The sequence below is a fragment of the Oscillospiraceae bacterium genome, assembly GCA_025758045.1.
GTDB lineage: Bacteria > Bacillota > Clostridia > Oscillospirales > Ruminococcaceae > Gemmiger.
In genome coordinates, this window is the sequence record CP107208.1 from 2,366,311 (window position 1) to 2,387,746 (window position 21,436).

At 53.3% G+C, this 21,436-nt stretch carries 21 protein-coding genes; 11 read left to right on the forward strand and 10 right to left on the reverse strand.

Going from position 1 to position 21,436, the window contains the following annotated elements; all coding sequences use genetic code 11:
* Nucleotides 1–2 precede the first annotated feature (2 nt).
* From OGM81_11030 to OGM81_11040, 3 genes are read right to left on the reverse strand one after another with little or no spacing between them, the layout of a single operon-like run.
* Complete coding sequence (locus tag OGM81_11030) at nucleotides 3–143, reverse strand: hypothetical protein (GenBank protein UYJ42866.1); 141 nt, start codon at nucleotides 141–143, stop codon at nucleotides 3–5.
* On the reverse strand, nucleotides 127–924 hold the full coding sequence (locus tag OGM81_11035) for a hypothetical protein (GenBank protein UYJ42867.1): 798 nt from the start codon (nucleotides 922–924) through the stop codon (nucleotides 127–129). Before OGM81_11035 ends, OGM81_11030 begins: the two co-directional genes overlap by 17 nt.
* Nucleotides 924–3,833, reverse strand: a complete 2,910-nt coding sequence (locus OGM81_11040; GenBank protein ID UYJ44998.1) for a PrgI family protein — start codon at nucleotides 3,831–3,833, stop codon at nucleotides 924–926. The genes OGM81_11035 and OGM81_11040 overlap by 1 nt, the downstream gene beginning before the upstream one ends.
* Before the next feature lie 257 nt (nucleotides 3,834–4,090).
* Here OGM81_11040 and OGM81_11045 point away from each other — a divergent pair, with 257 nt between their 5' ends.
* Together OGM81_11045 and OGM81_11050 are read left to right on the forward strand one after the other, a co-directional pair.
* A complete protein-coding gene (locus OGM81_11045; GenBank protein UYJ42868.1) occupies nucleotides 4,091–4,393 on the forward strand; it encodes a type II toxin-antitoxin system RelB/DinJ family antitoxin in 303 nt (100 codons plus the stop codon).
* Complete coding sequence (locus OGM81_11050; GenBank protein ID UYJ42869.1) at nucleotides 4,390–4,701, forward strand: type II toxin-antitoxin system RelE/ParE family toxin; 312 nt, start codon at nucleotides 4,390–4,392, stop codon at nucleotides 4,699–4,701. The genes OGM81_11045 and OGM81_11050 overlap by 4 nt, the downstream gene beginning before the upstream one ends.
* Before the next feature lie 52 nt (nucleotides 4,702–4,753).
* Here OGM81_11050 and OGM81_11055 read toward each other — a convergent pair whose 3' ends face one another.
* The 5 genes from OGM81_11055 to OGM81_11075 all read right to left on the reverse strand — a co-directional run bounded on the left by OGM81_11055 (nucleotide 4,754) and on the right by OGM81_11075 (nucleotide 9,647).
* The gene (locus tag OGM81_11055) at nucleotides 4,754–5,974 is read right to left on the reverse strand and encodes a M23 family metallopeptidase (protein UYJ42870.1); all 1,221 of its coding nucleotides are present in this window, start codon (nucleotides 5,972–5,974) and stop codon (nucleotides 4,754–4,756) included.
* Nucleotides 5,975–7,129: a hypothetical protein gene (locus OGM81_11060; protein UYJ42871.1), complete on the reverse strand. Its 1,155-nt coding sequence runs from the start codon at nucleotides 7,127–7,129 to the stop codon at nucleotides 5,975–5,977.
* Between the two features lie 12 nt (nucleotides 7,130–7,141).
* Nucleotides 7,142–7,852, reverse strand: coding sequence for a hypothetical protein (locus OGM81_11065; GenBank protein ID UYJ42872.1), 711 nt, complete (start codon nucleotides 7,850–7,852; stop codon nucleotides 7,142–7,144).
* Between the two features lie 35 nt (nucleotides 7,853–7,887).
* The gene (locus tag OGM81_11070; GenBank protein UYJ44999.1) at nucleotides 7,888–8,193 is read right to left on the reverse strand and encodes a hypothetical protein; all 306 of its coding nucleotides are present in this window, start codon (nucleotides 8,191–8,193) and stop codon (nucleotides 7,888–7,890) included.
* A 611-nt stretch (nucleotides 8,194–8,804) separates the two neighbouring features.
* The gene (locus tag OGM81_11075; GenBank protein ID UYJ42873.1) at nucleotides 8,805–9,647 is read right to left on the reverse strand and encodes an AraC family transcriptional regulator; all 843 of its coding nucleotides are present in this window, start codon (nucleotides 9,645–9,647) and stop codon (nucleotides 8,805–8,807) included.
* Between the two features lie 305 nt (nucleotides 9,648–9,952).
* Between OGM81_11075 and OGM81_11080 the strand changes: the two genes are divergently transcribed.
* The 9 genes from OGM81_11080 to OGM81_11120 all read left to right on the forward strand — a co-directional run bounded on the left by OGM81_11080 (nucleotide 9,953) and on the right by OGM81_11120 (nucleotide 20,250).
* On the forward strand, nucleotides 9,953–11,245 hold the full coding sequence (locus OGM81_11080) for an ABC transporter substrate-binding protein (GenBank protein ID UYJ42874.1): 1,293 nt from the start codon (nucleotides 9,953–9,955) through the stop codon (nucleotides 11,243–11,245).
* Nucleotides 11,246–11,384: 139 nt separating this feature from the next.
* A complete protein-coding gene (locus tag OGM81_11085; protein UYJ42875.1) occupies nucleotides 11,385–12,278 on the forward strand; it encodes a sugar ABC transporter permease in 894 nt (297 codons plus the stop codon).
* A 15-nt stretch (nucleotides 12,279–12,293) separates the two neighbouring features.
* Nucleotides 12,294–13,151 carry a carbohydrate ABC transporter permease gene (locus OGM81_11090; GenBank protein ID UYJ42876.1) on the forward strand — a complete coding sequence of 286 codons (858 nt, stop codon included), beginning with the start codon at nucleotides 12,294–12,296 and terminating at the stop codon, nucleotides 13,149–13,151.
* Nucleotides 13,152–13,199: 48 nt separating this feature from the next.
* A complete protein-coding gene (gene gnpA, locus OGM81_11095; GenBank protein ID UYJ42877.1) occupies nucleotides 13,200–15,371 on the forward strand; it encodes a 1,3-beta-galactosyl-N-acetylhexosamine phosphorylase in 2,172 nt (723 codons plus the stop codon).
* A 69-nt stretch (nucleotides 15,372–15,440) separates the two neighbouring features.
* Nucleotides 15,441–16,874: an arylsulfatase gene (locus tag OGM81_11100; protein ID UYJ42878.1), complete on the forward strand. Its 1,434-nt coding sequence runs from the start codon at nucleotides 15,441–15,443 to the stop codon at nucleotides 16,872–16,874.
* Nucleotides 16,871–17,992, forward strand: a complete 1,122-nt coding sequence (locus OGM81_11105) for an anaerobic sulfatase maturase (protein UYJ42879.1) — start codon at nucleotides 16,871–16,873, stop codon at nucleotides 17,990–17,992. The genes OGM81_11100 and OGM81_11105 overlap by 4 nt, the downstream gene beginning before the upstream one ends.
* A 17-nt stretch (nucleotides 17,993–18,009) precedes the next feature.
* A complete protein-coding gene (locus OGM81_11110) occupies nucleotides 18,010–18,576 on the forward strand; it encodes a chromate transporter (protein UYJ42880.1) in 567 nt (188 codons plus the stop codon).
* Nucleotides 18,573–19,139: a chromate transporter gene (locus OGM81_11115; protein UYJ42881.1), complete on the forward strand. Its 567-nt coding sequence runs from the start codon at nucleotides 18,573–18,575 to the stop codon at nucleotides 19,137–19,139. The genes OGM81_11110 and OGM81_11115 overlap by 4 nt, the downstream gene beginning before the upstream one ends.
* Nucleotides 19,140–19,161: 22 nt before the next feature.
* Complete coding sequence (locus OGM81_11120; GenBank protein ID UYJ42882.1) at nucleotides 19,162–20,250, forward strand: aminoglycoside phosphotransferase family protein; 1,089 nt, start codon at nucleotides 19,162–19,164, stop codon at nucleotides 20,248–20,250.
* Between the two features lie 168 nt (nucleotides 20,251–20,418).
* Here OGM81_11120 and OGM81_11125 read toward each other — a convergent pair whose 3' ends face one another.
* On the reverse strand, nucleotides 20,419–20,928 hold the full coding sequence (locus tag OGM81_11125; GenBank protein UYJ42883.1) for a hypothetical protein: 510 nt from the start codon (nucleotides 20,926–20,928) through the stop codon (nucleotides 20,419–20,421).
* A 194-nt stretch (nucleotides 20,929–21,122) separates the two neighbouring features.
* A complete protein-coding gene (locus OGM81_11130) occupies nucleotides 21,123–21,434 on the reverse strand; it encodes a hypothetical protein (GenBank protein ID UYJ42884.1) in 312 nt (103 codons plus the stop codon).
* Between the last annotated feature and the right edge of the window lie 2 nt (nucleotides 21,435–21,436).

Consider the following 21,436-nt stretch of genomic DNA (forward strand, 5'->3'; position numbering starts at 1 on the left):
CCTTAATACTTCGGCTTGTGGTAAACTTCTTTATGCAGTGCCACCGCATGGCGGCGATCATACCATAGGAGCAGGTAGTGCAGCACCAGTCCGCTGCCGACCAGCGGCAGAAGGACTTTTGCCCAATCAGAGATTTTCTTCATCTTCATCCTCGTTTCTGCCGCCGAGGACAATATCCCCAGACGGCACATAGACTTTCGGCGCAGGTGCGGGCTTTGCAGGCTCAGCCGTATGGGTAGGTTCTTTGCGCAGCAGGTGGGTAATAATCAGCAGCACCGCGATAAAGAGCAGCGCGCAGGCGATACCCGTAATCAGCAGGGCAGGGGTAATGCCGCTTTCCGCCGCAGCAACCACCACAGGTGCAGAAATCGGCGCGTACAGCAGCGTGTAATGCACCGTTCCGGCCTCGGTGCGGGTGACCGTTCCAGCGTAATGCGCTGTTGCCATATAGGTACTGTCGGCCTGCAAAGTTTCGCCAATCGTAATGTCCTGCAAGGTCAGCGTGCCGGAAAAACCGTACTCGTCATCGTAGGCAACAGACTCTTTCACATCATTGCGGGCGGTTTCGGCATCGGCGCTGCGCACAGACAATTCAAAATCCTGCGTGACCTCTTTCTCCTCGGTCACACCGCCCTCCACAGACTGCGTAACGCCCCATAAGGTGTAATCGACGCCGTTCCACTGCATAGTGCTTTCGGTCAGGTCGGCAACGGTTGTGCCATACGGTACGCTGTACTGCTTGACGACAAGCAGCTGCCCGCCGTTTTCCTGCCACGAGATGCTGTCCGGGTAGAACAGCGACGCCGTATCTTCCGGCGGCAATCCCACCAACTCCGGGGCAGGGGTGGGTTCCTCGGCAAAGGCTGCGGTGGCGGTGCCCAGTGACAGCAGGCAGCACAGGGCAGTGATAACAGGTTTCTTCATTAGGATTCCTCCGTTTCGGGTTGATTTTGCATTTTGCGTTCTACAATACGGCGCAGCTCGTCCCGGTCTGTGGTGATCAGGTCTTTTTCCTCCTCGCTGCACCGCATATCAACGGTGACATTGTTGGAGTTTGTGACGATTAGCGCGCTGCCGCGCTCGAAGCGGGTGATGTTGTCGATTTCGGCATCTGTCAGCTTCAAAACACTTTGCACGCGCTGGGCTTCCTCTTCCTCCAAATTCAGAATGATTTTGATTTTGCAGTTGTTCAGGATGCCGCGACCGTATTTTCCATCTTCCAAGGAAAAGAAGTCGTTCAAATCCTGCGTGGCAACCAGAACCCCGCCGCCGTAGCCGCGAATGGTTTTGACAGCCTCGAATACATAGTTGGCCACCAAAGCGTTGGACGATGCGCCGATGATTTGCCATACCTCATCTATGAAAATCTGCTTGCGGCGGGTCAAATCCTCTTTCGCCTTATCCCACATATAATCCAGCCCGATGTACATGCCCACGGTTAGCAGGTCGCCGGACAGCTCGCTGATGTCGATGACGACATAGCTGTTGTCGAGGTTCACGTTTGTCTGGCGGTTGAAGCTGGATGCCGAACCGTGTACAAGGCGGTTCAGAATATTGGCGATACGCCGCGTTTCCGGGGCAGCGGACAAAACAGTGTGCAGGTCGCCTAATATCGGCATTTCACGGTACTGACCGGGATGTGCCGGGTCGTCCAGACTGGCATTATCATAAGTGATGCCCTTATTGCGGTAGGTTGTGACGATGGCTTCATCCAATAGCTGGCGTTCCTCGTTGCTCAAATCGGGAATCAGCAGCGAGAAGAAAATGTGCAGCTTCTGGATTTTGGCAGCCAGTTCCGACTGCTCCGGCATAGGACCATCCAGCAGTTCGCTGCTGGTGTGGTCGATTTTGCGAATCTCCATGACGTTGATGCAATCCGGACTGCCCGGCACGATGCGGATGATGGTGCCGTTCAGCGCCTTGGCCTGCCGGTAAAACTCGTGACCCTTCAACGGAGCGATGATGTAAACCGGTGTTCCCGCCAGCCGCATACGCCGGGCGATCAGCTGCATAGTGAACGTCTTGCCCGCGCCGGAGGTGCCGAGAATCGCCATATTTGCGTTTTTGTAGATATGGGTGTTGAAGTTGTCGAGGCTGACGAGGGAGTTATTGTACTTATTCACGCCCAGCAGTACACCGTTGGTGTCGCACAGTTCAAAGCTGACGAACGGATAAAAGCTGGCCGCGGTTGAGGTAAGGATATTGCGGCGGTATTTTTTGAACAGCGCCGCATCCGGGGCGCACAGCGGCAGGGAAGAGAGAAAAGCTGCTTCCTGCCGGAAACTGCACAGCTGCAAATTCATATCCTGCGAGACCATGAGCTTGCGTATCTCCCCGATGCGCCACTCCAAATCCTTGACGCTGGCGGCTGTGACCGTTACGAGGATGGCGGCGTAGTAGAAATCCTCGTTGTTGGCAAGACCGTCTTTCAGGTAGTAGCCGGAACGAATGGCGTTGGAGAGGTCATCGAAATCCGAGTTTGTGTCGCTGGTGTCCTTGATTTTGCTGCGGTTGATGCGGATCTGCTGCCCGATTTTCTGCATCATGCGTTCTTTGGGCTGTCGTTCCAGAAACAGATCCACATCAATGCCTTCGCCGGCATTCACCAGCAATGCCATCCACCCGGCCGTGACCTGTGCGCGGTAGCCGTCTGCGGGAATCATCAGGTAGGCATGGTAGGTGCCGTCCATGTAGAGATAACGTCCATGCTTCAAATCCAGCGAGGGCGGGATCATAAAGGCGGCGGGAGGTATCTTATCCAGCGCTGTGGTATCGTTCTGGGCCAAATAGCTGGCAAGCACATCTTGGATTCGCTCCTGCAACGGCACCTGTACCGCTGTTCGCCTATTTAATAAGGTATAGAAAACGTCCGTGAGAAACTCGTCCTCGTTCTCGTGTTCCACGATGGCGTTGCCGCACTGCGCTAGATAGGTGCGGAAGCTGCGGGCGGTGGTTTCGAGCGTGGAGACGATTTCGGCATAGGAGATATTCCGCTCGTTCGTGGGGGCTTCGTACTGGAAAATCACGAAGAAGCGACGGCTAACAGCATCGCGGGAACCGAGCCGCTTGACAAAGCGGATATAGCTCATGTGGCGCTTACGCACCGCTGCGTCCGGTTCGTTGGCGGCATCCCGCCGCAGCTTGTCCAGATAGGCATTGACATCGGCCTTGCGGGAGAATGACTTAAATTGCAGCCGCACTGGGCTGACTTTCAAAAGGCTGGCGAACGAGTAGATGACGCTGCGCTGCTCCCGTGGGGAGCGCAGCAGGAAGTTGATGGGCTCGATCTCCAGAATCTTGATGTGGCGCTCATCTGTGGTGTGCAGGATGCCGTTCTCGATTTTCTCGATGGGGAGCAAGTCGTAGAGCGTCTGCCGTTTTACCAGCTTTCCGTGGCGATCCGCCTTACGTTGCAAGACCTGCGCGTTGTGGGGCAGGGTATCGGAATCATCATAGTAGACAACACGGCATCGCTTACTGATGAGCCGTAGATGTCGGTGTCGGTTGGCTTCGAGATTGCCCTGCTGTGTAGGTGTGACGATACGGCGGCGCTTCATAAAGCGGAACCAATGTGCCACAAACTGCGTCAGGCTGTCACCGCCAAAACCGACTACACCAAACACGGCCAGCGGCACCGACACCGCAATGACGATCATCAAGCGGATGTTGAATGCCAACGGCAGATAGAACAGCGGCACCGCACTGCCCACAGCAAGCACAGCCGCCTCCACCGCATTGCGCAGCTTGACCGTGCCGCCAAGAATCGTACCAGTGTCCACAAAATTCTGCGGGATAAGGTAAACATCCCGCTCTTCGCGTGAAATTTCGACCACCTCCAAACAAAAAAAGCGCCCTCGAAAAAAGGCGCTCTTGCGTTTCTGTTCAATTTTGACGATACTATTATAGCAGAGTCATATTGCAGCAAAAAAGACTTTTGCTGTGCGGATGTTGTGCTGATTTACTGCATTTCGGCAGATAAATTTTCAAATATGAGCTTGTGGCATCAATGTAGCTACATAGATTGACAATCGAATGCCGTGAACGTATAATAAGGATAAGAAGAAAACCACGGAACGAAGGGAGTTTTTTTATGGAAAACATTGTTTCGGCAGCTAAAACGGATGTGTTCCGCGTTCGCATCAACCCGGAAATTAAGCAGGAACTGGAATCTGTGTATGCAAAGAACGGTCTTACCCTGACCGATGCCATCAACGTGTTTTTCCAGCAGTCGCTGAACGCTGGCGGCTTTCCCTTTGCCGTAACAGAGGACAACGCGGAGATCATCAAGGCAAAGGCTCTCTCCCGGCTGACAAAGCAGTTGCAGGAAGCGCAGGATGATCCGGTTTCTTACTCCGAGGATGAAGTATACAAGATGTTCGGAGTAGAGAAATGAGGGTAATCTATAAAAGAACCGCCGTTAAGGATATGGAAGCAACCCGTGACTACATCGCCGGGCGGCTGAAGAACCCGAAAGCTGCCAAAAAGCTGATGACCGCGCTGCTGAAAGCTATATCTTTGCTGGTAGATAACCCGTATATGGGTGCAGCACTGGCAGAAAAGTTTGAAATCACCACGGATGTGCGCTACTTTGTGGTGTCAAAGCAGTTGATTTTCTACCATGTGGACGAGGAACACAGCACAATAGAGATACTTCGGGTATTGGACGGCCGGACAGATTATTTGTCAGTACTGTTCGGATAAATAAAAAATAGGAGGGCCGCTCCTGCGTATGGCAGAAGCAGCCCTCTTTGTTTTAGTGCAGATACCCTTTTGGGTTGACGTAGACCCCGTCGATAATGACGCAGATATGCAGATGATTTCCGGTCACATCGCCGGTAGCACCGACTTTGGCAATGGTGTCGTATTTGTTCACCGTATCGCCAACCTGAGCCAAAAGCTGGCTGCAATGGGCATAAAGGGTACAGTACCCGCCGCCGTGGTTGATGACCAGATAATTTCCATAACTGACGTGATACCCTGATTTAATGACCGTGCCGCCCTCCACTGCCAGAATTGGTGTGCCATAGGGATAGGCAATGTCCAAGCCATTGTGGTTGGTGGTATCCTTGCCGGGAATGCCGACATCCTCGCGTTTGCCGAAGAAAGAAGTAATGTGCTGTTCCCAGTTCGGGTCATTGAATGGATTGCCGAACCCGCCGCTCGGAGCAGGGGAGGTATCATCAATAAGTGCATCGTTGATTTGCCCCAAAATCGTAATACCCTCATGTTCTTCTATTTCGTGGAGATAGACAGTCAGGTTATGCGCATAGGCATCGGCACAGCTTTTCTGCTTGTCGTCAAGCTGCCAGACCGTGTCGGCAAAGTAGTCATCGCCCACATAGGAGAGTGTGAAAACGGTGTAAGTGTGATCCTCTTGAACGGTTATGGTTTGCCCACGCACCTCTTTCTGCACAGGTTCGGTGCGAACTTCCTCGGAAGTAGTGTAGGTATAATATTCTGTCCGGTGCGCTTGTACCTGTGCGGAAAGGTCAGCCAGGCTGATTTTGGTATAGTCGTCCTCTCCTTGGTAAGCGGAGTACATAGAAATGAGTTGAAAGGCATTGTAAGAAACATGACCGCCCACGGAATCATCAATGTCGCTGTAGGTGAGGCTTGCACGCTCGGATTCTATTTCGGCAAGGGTATCCTCGTATGCAACCTGCAAAATATCCGATACGGCATTGCGAAGCTGCATCACGTTGGCAGCAACTTCCAAATCATCATTGACCGCAGTGCTGGGCTGTGTCAGCGTACCGAAAATCGCACCGGGCAGCATGAGCAGAACCAGAACCGGCAGCAGCAAGACTGCAATGGCAACGACCAGTATTTCCTTGCAATACTGCACCGCAGCTTCAGTAGCAGCCCCGGCGGGACCGCCCTGCACTCCCGCTTGCGCGATTTTGGCAAGTTTGGGCGCATTGTGAAGTGCCGTTGAGGCGGCCTGCTGAGAATTTTGGGTATCGTTTTCCATCATTTAGTGTCTCCGTGCGGGGGCTTTTGGCATGGCGGCCACTTTACGCTCATCATACTGCATACGCCCGCGTTCGTCCTGAACGGTAGGCGTTTTTTCTACGCGGGTTGTGGCGTAGACCTTATACCACTTTTCGCCGTCGCGGGAAGTCTGTTCTGTGAAGTGGCCCTCCGGCTTCTCATACTGACGGGCGTTGTACATGGCAAACTGAATCTGCCCGCGGCCGGGGATGATCTCGCGCCCCTGAATCTTGCCGCCGCCGATTTCTACATCTGTGACGCTGTTGCCCATCTGCCCCAGCAGCACACGGTTCATAGCGGCCTGTTGGATAGAGGACGAAGTGGGAATGGAGGTCTGTTCTGTAACAGCAGGACTGCCACCGGCGCGCATGGCAATTTCACTGTCCCTTGTAGGGGAAACGTCAACCGTGCTATCGCCCTCCAGCGCCAGCGGTGTGGCGGGGATAGGTGCATCCAGCACGGCATCGTTTTCTGCCGTTGCCATTGCGGTGGGGATATTTTCGCCAGTGGCAGGAACGGGCATAGCCTCAGCATCGCTGGTACCGGCAAAATAGCCATTGAGTGCTTCCACGGCGCTGTCGCCTGTGATGCTGCCGCTGGTCTGACCGGTGGCAATAGACCCGATGACCTTGCTGGCGAAGCCGCCGTCTTTACCGAGGCTGTTGTGGTACATGGCACCGCCCAAGGACACACCGATACCGCCGGACTGCCCACTGATGGAGCTTGCCGTACTTTGCTGCACATGGCGGCTCACCATGCCGGAAAGCCCGCCTGCAAAGGTATTGCCGGGTGTGACTTTTGTGGTGGCTGTTGAAGCGGCGGCTTTGGCAGCGCCCAGCCCCATAAAGGCTTTGCCGATTTCAAAACCGCGAAAAGCCAGTAGCGCCTCAGACAACATCGAGCCGGGCGAGCGTGAAACGCCGATGCCCAATGAGTGCAGAATACCGTCCAGCTTGGTGCTGACTTTCAGAAAAGCGATAGCACACAGCAACCACAGGAACAGATTGCCGGAGACGGCATCCTTGCCATGCGCGTCTACGGCCGCAGCAGCTTCATCCTCGGTCAAAGCAAAAGCGGCCGGACAGTACAGAAGCGCAAGGTTGATGGCGGTGAATAGGGTAAACAGAGTTTTTTTCATGTAAAAAATCTCCTATAAGGACAGCGGATTGGCGAGAAACTCACCGACCATATTGACGAACAGTTTTAAGCACCATGCGTTCATAATCAGCAGCAGAAGCTGCCCACTGAACATTCGGCACCAGCTTTTGAAAATGTTGTTTGTGCCGCGCGCCGCGCCCATAGCAAAGGCAAGGGGTGCGGTGAAAACCAGAATTCCCAGTACAACGTATCGCTCGGCGGCTTCCAAAAGCAGCTTTAAGTAGTTCCAAGCCAGAATCACAACGAGAATCAGTGCAATCAAGGCCACAGAACCGTTGGCAATCACGCCAATGATGATGAGTAGCACGGAATTGAAGTCTCCAAACTGCACGCCGGGCAGGCTGCTGTCCAGAATCCAGGTGTAGGGCGTGCCGCCGATCTGCAAGGCAAGGTTGACGATGTCATCGCAATACCAAATCAGAAGCAGGAAAATTACAGAGCGCACCACCAGATTGATGGGATTCTCGGTGTCAATGTCAAACCCTGCGCCATAGCAGCGGTAAAGCTGCCACACAAGGTTTAGCAGCACCAGCCCAATGGCTGTCCAGATAAAAATCTCGTACATGGACGATGCGGCAGGAAAGTACCGCTTGAACGTATCCATATTGCAGCCCAGCGCGCCAAGTACTGATGTTGATGCCAAATCCAGCAAATTCATCACCTGCGTTGCCAGCCAATCCACAATGCCATCTAAAATGCCCAAAGGCGTTCACCTCCTTGCTGCAATTCCGCGCAGGTTTACGGATTCCAAGTGCCGCCCTGGAAGAACGGCGTAACGTAGGCCATGATGAAGCCGAGACCGTTCAGAATCGCCCAGGTGATGGCAATGCGCTTAAGCCATGCGCGGGAATCATCCACGGTCTTGCCGTTCTTGGAAAAGTTCATCAGCAGCAGGGCAACGGCGGCGCAGACTACAGCTGTGACGGTGGAGATAGAGATGATTTGCGAGTAGACATCCTGCATGATCTCGCTGGCTTTCGTCCAGACGGTTGTGCTGGCTGCGGCGGTGGGAGAATTATCCTTGCCGGTTGCAAAAGCGGGCATTGCGGTCAGTACACTGCATAGGACAGCGCAAAGGGCTGTCCTTATGCGCTTGTGGTAAAAAGAATACGTGTTTTTCTTGATCATTGAAACCTCCTGTGTGTAAAAATGCTTTATGAGTTGCCAAAAGTAGACCATTACCATAATAACAAATTGGCTGTGCAGGAAAAAAGGCTTTCGCTCTGCGGATGTATTGCGGATGTTGTGCAGGTTCAATCAGGGGTAAGGAGATTGGTGATTTTCTCGCAATTTTGTAGCATAGGACAGTGATGCCAGCAACAAAAGATATTCAAACGTAGAAATGAAAATAGAGCTGTCATGAGACGGCAGCCCTATTTTTATCACAAAACCAGTTCCTGTACAAAATTCCTTGTGCGGTTGATACTTGGAGAGGCAAGACAGTAATATAGATATTCCCATATAACGCAAAGCGCCGTTACCGCAGGTGAAGCGGTAACGGCGGGGAAGTGATTGACTATATTGGCAGCGCAGATAACATTGGGCACCATCATTTCCGGTTTCAACTGATACAAAATGGTATTGGCGCAGACCCGATGGCAGTCTTTTGTGAAATTTCGGCCATAAAGGGAAAACCTATTAAACGAAAACAAATGTTAAAATTTCACCTGGTTTGCTTTCCGGTACTCTGTTGGCGAGGTTCCTTCTGCATTGCGGAAAGTTTGGGAGAAGTAGCTGGAAGAAGAAAAGCCCAGAATAGCTGCGATCTGAGAGAGAGAAAGGTCCGTCTCGGCCAGGAGACGCTTTCCTTCTTTTATGCGGCAGTTGATGATATAATTGATGGGCGAAACACCGTATTCGCGCTTAAAGGCGTGTACCATATAATATTTGGTGATGCTGACCTTTTCTGCCAGCTGGTCCAGCGTGATATTTTCCTTATAATGGTGGTCAATGTAGCGCTTTACCGTTGCACACTGGCGGTTGGCAGGCAGGCGGGAGTGGATCGGCACAGCCGAAACACTGGCGTTGCGCATCAGCTGTACAACGATAATATCCATGTAGGCCTGGCAAAGTATCTGGAAACTCGACTCTCGGTTCTGCATTTCCCGCAGGATCTTGCGCATACAGACCAGCACATCGTTATCCTCTTTAAAGGTATAAATGCAAAAGCTGCCCTCGGCGGCATCGGAAATCGTAAATTCCAGCCCTTCGATGCCAAGCACAATATATTCCAACGGGTGTGATTCAAAGCTGACTTCGGTGTGGATGACGTTGGGATTGACCACGACCAGCTGGTGCGCCTGCACGGGGAACAGCTTGTCATTGATCTGAAACTGCCCCTCGCCATCGACAATATAAAATAGCTCTGCGTAGCTATGGGAATGTGGGATGGAGGGCCAATCGCCGCTGTATTTTGTAGAGGCTATATTGCGCAGCTTCATCTTGTCGCGGGGGAGTGCGTCATCCTCCGGGTTGAAAGCATAGTTGATGTGGCTCATGGCGAGGCCTCCGAACTTTTTGATATATTGTCATAATTCTATTATATGGCACACGTCCGAAAAATGCAACGAGTTTTTTGGGCGATTTTATCAATATGTTGCTTTGTTTCGAAATACAAACGTGTAAAGTGCACAATTTTCAGACGCGAAAGTCGGACGTTGTGCCGAAAAAACGGTGAATAACAATATTGCTAAAATGATGAGCAATATAATAATTGATAAATGATGTGAAAAGCACTACACTTAAGTCACCGCGAAAGGGATGAAATCCCGACATAGAAATTACACTTAGGAGGAAAATACAAATGAAGAAAATCGTTGCACTTTTGATGGCTTCTGCTATGGCAGCATCTCTGGCTGCTTGTGGTGGCAGCGCTCAAAGTTCGGAAGCTACCTCTACTGCTCCGGCTGAATCCACGGCTGCCGAGTCTACGGCTACTGATGGCAAGAAGTATGAGGGCGTTGAGTTGACCATGTGGTCTATGTGGTCTGCCGGTGAGGTTCAGGCAAATGCAATTCAGGCCGCCGCTGACGCTTTCGAGGCTGAAACTGGCGCACACGTCAACATCGAGTGGAAAGGCCGCGATGTCAACACCCTGATTTCTGCCGCGCTGGAATCTGGCGAAAAACTGGACATCTTCGAGGATGATTACAACCGTATCGGCCACGCTTACGCTCCCTACACCTACGACCTGACCGAGATGGCAGACGCTGTCGGTTATGATGACTTCAGCTACGCTTGCTTTAACGATCAGTCCAAAGAATGGGCTGGCTACCTGAACTCCATCGTAGAGCAGCCCCAGATTGGCGGTATCTTCTACAACAAGGACGCTTTCGATGCCTGTGGCATTACCGACACCCCCAAGACTTGGGATGAGTTCCTGACTGTCTGCCAGACCCTGAAAGACAACGGCTATGAGCCGCTGGCGCTGGACGGTGCTTACGCAAACTTCAACTTCTACAACCATCTGGTTCGTCATCTGGGTGAGGACGCCATTGCTGAACTGGGCAAGAACGGCGGCTGGGCTGATAATGAAGCTGCTGTGGCGGCTGCGCAGGAAATCATTGATTTCGTGAACGCTGGTTATCTGGCCGAAGGCGCACCTGATGCCTACCCCGCCAGCCAGACCAAGGTTGGCCTTGGCACGGCTGCTATGGTTGTTTGCGCAAACTATGTCACTTCTGAGGTTGACGCTGCGGTTGGCGAGCCTGTAAACTGGGGCTTCTTCAACTATCCCGAAGTCGAGGGCAATGTTGATGCTTCTGCTTACGCCGGTGCAAACTCTCTGGCCATCTCCTCTAACTGCGAGAACCCGCAGGCTGCATTTGACTTCATTATGACCATCGTTACCGGCACTTGCGGTCAGGAACTGGTTGACAACGGCGGCCAGATTCCCGCTGACACCCGCCTGAAAGAGTCTGTCCTGGCCGGTTCTGTTGAGACGCTGAAGAACACCACCACCCCGATGAGCTGGTGCGGTTCTCTGAACACGCTGGACGGCTGGTCCTCCATCAAGAGTTCCATGATTGAGCTGTTCGAAGGCAAGTACGCAACCGGCGCTGACTACTGCGCTTACTTGGATACCCTGTGCGGCTAATCCTATAATAAATCACGGTACGCCGTCAAGCGGTGCGGCTGTAATGGATTTATTCAGGATTCCCTCAATCTGAACAGAGGCGGCACCTGAATGGGGGCCGCCTTTGCTTATGACATTTCATTTTTGAGGTATTACCAGTATGAAAAAGAACAAGACAATGATTTTCCTATTCATTCTGCCCACCGTTCTTTGCCTGTTGTTCATGTATGTCTATCCGGTCGTTCGGACAGTTATCATGAGTTTCTTTAAGGTAGAGAGCCTTACGGCATCTACAAGCACATGGAGCTTCTATGGGCTGCAAAACTATTTCAAAATCCTGCGCAATGCCGGTTTTATCAGTTCCATAAAAAACATGGTGATGATTTGGCTGGTAGGCGGCATCATTACCATGTGCCTGTCCATGTTGATGGCCGTGATTTTGACCAGTGGCATCCGCGGCGCAAAATTCTTCAAGGCCGCCATTTATATGCCCAATATCATCAGCGCCGTGGCACTGGCCACCATGTGGATTCAGTATGTGTTCAACTATGATTATGGTCTGCTGAACCAGATCGTCAAAGCATTCGGCGGCGAGAATGTCCGCTGGCTGGGTACGGACCTGATTTTCTGGGCTATGATGATTGCTTTCATTTTTGGCAGTGTTGGTTACTATATGCTGATTTTCATCAGCGGCATCGAAGGTATCCCGCAGGATTTGTACGAAGCTGCCACTATCGACGGCGCGAATATCTTTGACCGCTTCTTCCAGATTACGCTGCCCCTGCTGAAAGGCGTCATCCGTACCTGCGTTACTTTCTGGAGCATCAATGCTACCACATTCTTCCTGTGGACGAAGATGTTCTCCCCCATTAACACGGAAACGGCCACCATTGTGCCCGTTGTGTACCTGTACGATACGGTGTTTGGCGGCAAGGGCGTTGTCGAGCGCGATGCTGGTGCAGGCGCAGCGATTGGCGTTGTGCTGACTTTGATTATCATTGTTGTGTACGTTATCACCAACCTGATCTTGAAAGACTCGGATCTGGAGTATTAAGGTAGGAGAGCAGTTATGGGAAAATATCACGATAGAATCAACTGGAAGAAAGAGCTTCAGCTTCTGCCCGGTTATATCATTGTTTGCGCGTGGGTCGCGCTTACGGCTGCCATCCTGTTCTGGATTGTCTGCGCCAGCCTTTCCTCAACAAAGGAAATTCTGACGGGCCGTGTTATGGACTTTTCCAATGGCCTGAAGTGGGATAACTACGTCACAGCTTGGAACACCCAAAATGTATCGCTGTATTTCTTCAACAGCTTGGTTTATGCTATTGTTTCCTGTGTGGGCGTATTGCTTATTTCCGCGCCCGGTGCTTATGTGCTTTCTCGCTGGAAGTTTGTCGGCGGTAAGGCCATCCGTATCGGCTTGGTCATTGCCATGAGTGTTCCCACCATTATGATCATCATGCCTCTCTACTCTTTGGCTGTGCAGTGGGGCATCAAGGGGCGCGTGCTGTTGGTTGTGCTGTACATTATGCTGCGCGTACCGTATACCACGATTTACCTACTGGATTTCTTCTCCTCACTGTCCCGGTCTTATGAGGAGGCGGCCTACATTGACGGATGCAGCCATTCTCGGACGTTCTGGCAGATTATGCTGCCGCTGGTTCAGCCCGCCATTATTACGGTTACGATTTTCAACTTCATGTCTGTGTGGAACGAGTTCTTCATGGCGTTGATTTTCACTACCAGCGATTCTATGACCCCTGTTGGTGTCGGTTTGTTGCAGATTGTCAACGCAATGAAATATTCCGGCCAGTACGGTGCTATGTTTGCCGCAGTTATCATTGTGTTCATGCCTACTTTCCTGCTGTATCTTTTCCTGTCTGAAAAGATTATTGTCGGTGCTACCAGTGGCGGCGTTAAGGGCTGATTTGACTTTCCTCCATTCAAAATATTACGTTTCAAGGAGAATCCTTATATGAATGATGTAAGAAAAATGGGCCGCGTGACGATTCCCACTGATACGGACGCAGTGTCTGAAACCCTCGACCTGTTGAAGCGCTGGGGCGCGGATGCCATCCGCGACTGCGATGGCACTGAGTTCCCGCAGGAGCTAAAGGACACCGGCGCAAAGATTTACGCCACCTATTACACTACCCGTAAGGACAACGCATGGGCAAAGGCCAACCCCGACGAAACCCAGCAGTGCTACATTATGACGCCGTTCTACACCGCTGAAGGCGGTGCGCTGACCATCCCCCTGATGACGGGCATCAGCCGTGAACTGATGAAAGTCAACGACCATGACGATATTGCCCGCTGGTGGGAGGTCATGGACCGCACGACGGGCGAGCCTGTCCCCACCGCCGACTGGCACTATGATGCCGCCCGCGAAAGCGTTGTCATCGACCCCCCCGCCGCCTACCACGAGTACACGGTCAGCTTTTTGGCGTACCTGATCTGGGACCCTGTTCATATGTACAACTCCGTCATCAATGACTGGAAGGATGTCGAACACCAGATCCCGTTCGATGTGCGCCAGCCCAAGACCCACGCCTACACCCTGCGCCGTCTGCGCGAGTATCTGGAAAGCCACCCCTATGTCAACGTTGTGCGCTTTACGACCTTCTTCCACCTGTTCACGCTGGTGTTTGACGAGCTGCGCCGCGAGAAGTACGTGGACTGGTACGGCTATTCGGCTTCTGTCTGCCCCTATATTTTGGAACAGTTTGAGAAGGAAGTCGGCTACAAGTTCCGCCCGGAGTTCATCATCGACCAGGGCTACTACAACAACCAGTACCGTGTGCCGAGCAAGGAATATAAGGATTTCCAGGCATTCCAGCGCCGCGAGGTCGCCGGGCTGATGAAGGAAATGACCGACATCGTCCACGCCTACGGCAAGGAAGCCATGATGTTCCTGGGTGACCACTGGATCGGCTGTGAGCCGTTTATGCCGGAATTTCAGCAGTCCGGCGTGGATGCCATTGTCGGCAGTGTCGGCAACGGCAGCACCCTGCGCCTGATTTCCGACATTCCCGGCGTCAAGTACACCGAGGGTCGCTTCCTGCCCTACTTCTTCCCCGATACCTTCCACGAGGGCGGCGACCCTGTGCGCGAAGCCAAGGAAAACTGGGTCACCGCACGCCGCGCCATCCTGCGCAAGCCCATTGACCGCATCGGCTACGGCGGCTATCTGAAACTTGCCTGCGAGTTCCCGGAGTTCCTCGACTATGTCGAGAGCGTCTGCAACGAGTTCCGCGAACTGTACGAGAACATCAAGGGCACCACGCCCTACTGCGTCAAGACTGTGGCTGTGCTGAACAGCTGGGGGCAGCAACGCGCGTGGGGCTGCCACATGGTCCACCATGCGCTGTACCAGAAGCAGAATTACAGCTATGCGGGCGTGATCGAAGCGTTGTCCGGCGCACCGTTTGATGTGAGGTTTATCAGCTTTGACGATATCAAAGCCGACCCGAAGGTGCTGGACGGCATCGACGTCCTCATCAACGTCGGCGACGGCGACACCGCCCACACCGGCGGCAAGGTCTGGGAGGACCCGGATGTTTCCTCCGCCGTCAAGGGCTTTGTCCATCGCGGCGGCGGTCTGATCGGTGTCGGCGAACCCGGCGGTCACCAGTATCAGGGGCGCTATTTGCAGCTGTCCGCACCGCTCGGCGTGGAGAAAGAAACCGGCTTCACGCTTAACTACGACAAGTACAACTGGGACGAGCACCGTGACCACTTTATTCTGACCGACTGCCCCGACCATGACGTGGACTTCGGCGAGGGGAAGAAGAGCATCTTTGCGCTGGAAGGCACCGAGATTCTGATTCAGCGCGACAAGGAAGTGCAGATGGCCGCGCACGAGTATGGCAAGGGCCGCGGCGTGTACATCAGCGGCCTGCCCTACAGCTTTGTGAACAACCGCGTGCTGTACCGCGCTATTCTGTGGGCTGCCCACGATGAGGCCGACCTGCACAAGTGGTTCAGCACGAACTACAATGTCGAAGTACATGCCTACGTCAAGAACGGCAAGTATTGCGTGGTAAACAACACCTACGAGCCGCAGGATACCACCGTTTATACCGGCGATGGCAGCAGCTTCGACCTGCACATGGACGCGAACGAGATCAAGTGGTATAATCTGTAAAACAGACAAAGGCGTGCCGTGTTTGTGCGGCACGCCTTTACCTGCAAAAACAATGATAAGGGGTTTATTATGGATAAACGTCCCAATATTATCCTGCTTATGGCAGACCAGATGCGCGGCGACTGCCTGGGTATTGCCGGGCATCCGGATGTGAAAACGCCGTTTTTGGATGCCCTGGCCGCCGAGGGTGTGCGCTATGAAAACGCCTATTCCGCCTGCCCGACCTGCGTTCCCGCCCGCGCCACGCTGTATACCGGCATGTCCCAGGAGCACACGGGCCGCGTTGGCTACGAAGATTTGATCCCGTGGGAGTACCCCCACACGCTGGCTGGGGAACTGAGCAAGGCGGGCTACTATACCCAGTGCGTCGGTAAAATGCACGTCCACCCGCTGCGCAACAACCTGGGCTTTAACGATGTGCGACTGCATGACGGCTATCTCCATGCCTACCGCCGCCCCACCACGCCCAGTTATGAAGACCAGCGCGTGGCCGATGATTATTATTGGTGGCTCAAACAGCAGCTTGGCGTGGATGCAGACCCCGTAGATACTGGCTTGGACTGCAACAGTTGGGTGGTCCGTCCGTGGATTTACGAAGAAAAGTACCATCCCACCAACTGGGTCGCCAGCGAGTGCAGGGATTTTCTGCGCCGCCGTGACCGTTCTAAACCGTTCTTCTTGATGGCCAGCTTCGTGCGGCCGCACCCGCCGCTGGATGCCCCGGAATACTACCTGAATTTGTACAAAGATAAGCCGCTGGCCGAGCCTTGGCGCGGCGACTGGAACGACTGCGTCCGCTGGGAGCGCGACGGCCACAGCTACCATGCCCAGACGGCACCCTCGGATGAGAGCTACATCCAGCAGCTGCGGGCGGGCTACTATGCGGCGATTACCCACATGGATCACCAAATCGGGCGCTTAGTCTCCGCGTTGGTGGAGGAACAGATTATGGACAATACGATTATTCTGTTTGTCTCCGACCACGGCGAGATGCTGGGTGACCACCTGATGTTCCAAAAAGCCAAGCCGTTTCAGGGCAGCATCCATGTGCCGCTGTTTATCTCCGGGCCGGAGCGTTATGTCGGCAAGCACGGCACGGTCCGCACCGATTTGGCCGAGCTGCGGGATGTTATGCCCACGCTGCTGGAACTGGCGGGCACACCGATCCCCGAAACCGTGGACGGCACGAGCCTGCTGCACCCTGTTGAGCGTGAATATCTGCACGGCGAGCATACGCTTGGCGAGGATTCCATGCATTTCATCCTGACAAAAGAGGATAAATACATCTGGTACTCCCAGACCGGGCGGGAGCTGTACTTTGATTTGCGCAACGACCCGCACGAGAACAAGAATGTGCTGGACGAACACCCAGCGCGCGTAGCCGAGCTGCGCGAACTTCTCATCAACGCACTGAAAAACCGCGAAGAGGGCTACACCGACGGCCACAGCCTGCTTGTGGGCAAAACACCCGTGACCGTATTGCAGCATACCGAGGTGCTATGAAGCAGCTTCAATTCCTGATAAAACCAGCCGCAGGCTACTGCAACATGCGCTGCCAATATTGCTTTTACCGGGATGAGCAGCAAAACCGCGTGAACCCCGAAGACTGCATGATGACGCGGGCGACTGCCGAGACGCTGATTCAGCGCTGCTTTGTGGAAATTGAGCAGGGCGGCTTTGTTTCGTTTGCCTTTCAGGGCGGGGAGCCAACCCTGGCCGGGCTGGATTTTTTCCGCTTCTTTACGCAGACGGTGCGAAAGTACAACCAGAAGCGCGTCACCGTACAGTACGCCATCCAGACAAACGGCCTTGCCATTACCGAGGAATGGGCTGAATTTTTCAGCAAAGACCATTTTCTCGTGGGCATCAGCTTGGATGGCACCCCGGATGTCCATGATGCCCTGCGCCCGGACGCACAGGGGAACGGGACATGGGATAAAATCACGCAGACGATCAAACTGCTGCGCCGCTGCGGCGTGGAGTGCAACCTTTTGTGTGTCGTCACCAAGCGGCTGGCCAAAAAGGCGGAGCGCGTGTATAAATCCATGAAAGCCACGGGGGTGCGCTATTTGCAGTTCATTCCCTGTCTGGACCCGTTGGATACGCCGCAAGGGCAGCAGAACTACTCCTTAACACCGGAGCTGTACGCGCAGTTCCTGTGTGCCATGTTTGATGCCTGGTATCGGGACTGGAAAACCAGCACCTATATCAGCATCCGTTTGTTTGAGGATTATATTCATCTGCTTATGGGCAGCCCTGCGGGGACCTGCTCCACGACCGGTACTTGCGGTGCCTATATGGTTGTGGAGGGTAGCGGTGCCGTGTACCCGTGCGACTTCTTCTGCCTGGATGCCTATAAACTTGGAACTGTGCAAAACGACACCCTGCAATCGCTGCTTACCGGCAAGAAAATGCAGACATTTATCACAGACGGCTGGCAGATCCCCGCAGAGTGCCGGCAGTGCAGATGGATCCGCCTGTGCCGCGGCGGCTGCAAGCGCGACCGCAATGCTACCGACACTGCGCAGCGCAGTTACTACTGCAAAGCCCTGCAAAAGTTTTTTGCCTATGCGGAACCGCGCCTGTGCGAGATGGTCCGCGCCGTTCAAATGTACCGCTGAAAAGGAGACAGATTCTATTGGACAAGAAAAATAAATACTGGCAGCTGTTTCTCTCTACCTTTAAGTTGAGCGCCTGCACCTTCGGCGGCGGCTTCGTCATTATCCCCCTGATGCGCGAGCGCTTCGTGAAAGAACTGCGCTGGATCGAGGAAGAAGAAATGCTGGACCTGACGGCGATTGCCCAATCCAGCCCCGGCTCTATTGCCATCAATGCCTCGATTCTGGTGGGCTACCATGTGGCAGGCATCCCCGGTGCGCTGATTACCGTGGTGGGGGCAGCCTTGCCGCCGCTTATCATCATTTCCATTATCTCCGCGTTTTATCAGGCGTTCCGCTCCAACAAGTATGTGAGTATGGCGATGGCCGGTATGCTGGCCGGTGTGGCGGCGGTTGTCTTTGATGTGGTCATCAATATGGCGTGGCCCATCCTGAAAAAGAAGCGCTGGCTGCCCATCGCGGTCATGCTGGCGGCTTTTTTGGCGACCCGTTTCTTCTCGGTGAATATCATTTTAATTATTTTGGTCTGCGGTGTCATCGGCGCACTGGATACTCTGTATCTGCAAAAGCGGGAGGACGACAAATGATCTACCTGGAACTGTTCTGGAGCTTTTTCCAAATCGGCCTGTTCAGCATCGGCGGCGGCTATGCGGCCATGCCCCTGATTCAAAACCAAGTCGTGGATATTCACCCCTGGCTGACGATGACGGGCTTCGCGGACATTATGGCCATTGCCGAAATGACCCCCGGCCCCATCGCCGTAAACGCTGCTACGTTTGTTGGTATTCAGGTGGCGGGTCTGCCGGGGGCACTGATTGCCACGATCGGCTGTATTTTCCCGTCCTGCGTCATCGTCATGACGCTGGCCTACGTGTATTACCGTTTCCGCGGTCTAAGCGTTATGCAGGGCATCCTGGCCGGGCTGCGGCCTGCTGTTATTGCCATGATCGCTTCCGCCGGCATCTCCCTGTTGTGCATGGCCCTGTACGGGCAGCGCACTTTCCCGGCTGATTTGGGCAGCATGGATCTGATTGCCCTGGCTGTTTTCCTTGTGGGCTTCTTTATTCTGCGTAAGTGGAAGCCCAGTCCCATCAAGGTCATGGCGGGGGCTGCCATGGCCGGTGTCGTGCTGTACAGCATCGCGGCATAAACAAAAACTGAGAGGATATTTTATGATGAATGAGATTTTAGCCGCCTGGCGGTGGAACGGTTCGGTGTCCGAGCCGGTTCCCTATGGCGAGGGGCATATCAACCAGACGTATGCCCTCACGGTAACGTCTGCGCAGGGCGCAAAGCGCTACATCCTGCAAAAGATCAACACCGATACCTTCAAGGACCCCGCCGGCTTGATGGAAAATATCTGCGGCGTAACGGATTTTCTGCGTGAAAAAGCTAAACAGCGCGGGGCTGACCCTGCGCGTGCCACGCTCCATGTAGTGCCTACTGCGGCAGAAAAGCCTTATTACCAAGCCGCCGATGGCAGCTGCTGGCGTGTCTATGATTTTGTGGAGAACACCGTCTGCTTGCAGCAGGTGCAATCTGCCGAGGATTTTTACCAAAGCGCCGTTGCGTTCGGCAATTTCCAGCATCAGCTTGCCGCTTATCCGGCCCACACCCTCCATGAGACGATCCCACACTTCCACGACACACCCAAGCGCTTCGCTGATTTCCAGCGCGCTGTAGCCGAGGACCGCATGGGCCGCGCCGCCCAGGTGCGGCGCGAGATCGAGTTTGTCTGCGCCCGCGAAGCTGATTATCATGTGATGGTGGATCTGCTGGCGGCGGGCAAGCTACCGCTGCGCGTCACCCACAACGATACCAAGCTGAACAATATCCTGCTCGACAAAACGACGGGGGAGGGCCTTTGCGTCATCGACCTTGACACCGTCATGCCGGGCCTTGCCGCCAATGACTTCGGCGATTCCATCCGCTTCGGTGCCAACCATTGCGCCGAGGATGAAGCTGACCTCTCGAAAGTGAATTTTAGCATGGAACTGTTTGAAATTTACACCAAGGGCTTCTTGCAGGCAGCAGGGGAGGCGTTCACGCCTTTAGAGAAACAGACCCTGCCCTGGGGCGCCAAGCTGATGACAATGGAATGCGGCATGCGCTTCCTCTCCGATTATCTCGAGGGAGACCACTACTTCCACATTAACTATGAACAGCAGAACCTTAACCGCGCCCGCACCCAGTTCAAGCTGACCTCCGGCATGGAAGAAAACTGGGATGCTATGCAGAAAGTAATTGAGAAATACTGCTGATAAAAACCTGATACCCCCTTCTCATTCTGCGTTTTGCGTAAAGCAAAATCGCGGTTTCTCCTTTTTATAACGCCCGCGCCTGACAAGCGCGGGCGTTTTCTGTTCTATACAGAATAAAGTCGTCGGCACAGCTTTGCAACGCAGATTTATTGCGAAGGTTGTGTAGGGTCAATCGGGTGTCAGCAAATTGGTGATTTTCTCGCAGTCCTGGGAAGTGTAGCCCCACAAAATCGAACTGAGAACCTCAATAGCTTCATCCCGGTGAACATAGTAGGTGCGCAGAGAAATGGAGATACCCTTGGTTTCGAGCAACTGCAAAATTGCACCCGCATTCTCGCACTGCTGCGGGGAGAGATAGGCATAGTACAAAATCCAGTAATAAAACTCGCCCTTTTTGTGTTTGCGGCGCATCAGGTCAATCGCGGTGTCGATGATCTGCATCATTTTTTTGCTGCGTTCCAAGGCGCGGGCATAGCTTTCCAGCCGGTTGCCGCCCTTGTTGACCTCGCTGTCAACAAACAGTGCGTCCGTGGACAGCCCATATTCGGCCTTGAATTCCTCTTGCAAATCGAGATCTGATACTTCCAAATTCCACATGACATCCCGGTACTTCCGCAAAAGCGTCCGTGTGTCGTGATAATGCGGGGATACATTGGATTTCTGTCTTTTGAATGGCATAAAAATACTCCCTGTTTTAGTTTGTCGAAAGAATTCTTTCAACTACTAAACAGAGAGAAATCAATGATTTTGACGCACAATTTGCAAAGAAAAAGAAAAAATCCGCATCGAAATCGCACATGTCGGCAATATCGATGCGGATTTTGGTTTTGTTTACAAGGGCATTGGTAAGTTGTGCAAGGACCAAGCTATTATTAGAACCCGTCAATCGCACGCTCAATCACGGTGGGAACAAAAATGGACATCACAACCAACCACACAGCTGCAATGGCTTGAATAAGGTTGTCGGGCATCCCAATAAGAATGTCAGGAAACCATACAAATGCAGGGGCAACAAGACTCCGTATAAGGTAACCGACAAATTCGCCGATGCTGAACACACCTAAATAATCAATTGGCTTATACGGATCGCGTTTGCGCCGTGTGTAGCCATCCACATACATACGTTGCTCAATATACCAGCCTATTGCAAAAATTACGACAGCACCCCAGTATAATTTATCCATCT